Here is an 800-nt window from a genome sequence, read left to right as displayed (position 1 = left end):
TGATCAAGAGCCCGGGGCGGCTGCACGATCTCCACCACCTGCTCGAACGGCAGGTCCTGATGCTCCTGCGCAGCCAGCACCGTGCGCCGCGTCCGCTCCAGAAGCTCCGACACGCGCGGCTTGCCCGACAGGTCCAGCCGAAGCGCCAGGGTGTTGACGAAGAACCCGATCAGCTCTTCGATCTCGCGGTGCCCCCGATTGGCGCTCGGCACGCCAATCACAAGGTCGTCCTGCCCCGACAGACGCGACAGCACCGCCGCCCAGGCCGCCAGCACCGTCATGAACAACGTCGTGCCATGCTGCAGGCTCAGCCGCTTCAGCTCCCGCGTCAAATCCGCATCGACGGTGATCGGGACCGTGGCGGCGGCAAACGACTGCTGGGCAGGCCGCGCATGGTCCGTCGGCAAGACAAGACGGGCCGTGCCTGCCAGGGCGCTGCGCCAATACTGCGCCTGCTTCTGCAACCGTTCTCCCGACAGCCATTGGCGTTGCCAGGCGGCGTAATCCGGATACTGGATCGCAAGCGGCGGCAGAGGATCGTCCTGCCCAGCCTCGAATGCCCGGTAGAGCTGGCTAAGTTCACGCAGCAGCACGCCCATCGACCAACCGTCCGAGACGATGTGATGCTGGGTCAGCAGGAAGACGTGCTCCTCGTCGGCGGTGCGGATCAGCCGACCGCGGATCAGCGGACCGCGCGCAAGATCGAATGGCGTGCGCCCCTCTTCTTGGCACAGATCCAAAAATGCCGCTTTTGCATCCGATCTCTCCCGCAGATCGTGCTCAACTATCGGCAGACCCGC

1 protein-coding gene is annotated in these 800 nt (G+C 65.6%); it reads right to left on the bottom strand.

Translation table 11 applies throughout. From position 1 onward, the window contains the following. Nucleotides 1–800: condensation domain-containing protein (locus tag I6F35_RS39570; protein WP_225122963.1), on the bottom strand; the 800-nt coding region annotated here is incomplete at both ends.

The sequence above is a fragment of the Bradyrhizobium sp. BRP22 genome, from assembly GCF_020194175.1.
GTDB lineage: Bacteria > Pseudomonadota > Alphaproteobacteria > Rhizobiales > Xanthobacteraceae > Bradyrhizobium.
Note: the sequence above shows the minus strand (reverse complement) of the source record. Positions and strands in the feature narration are given on the sequence as shown.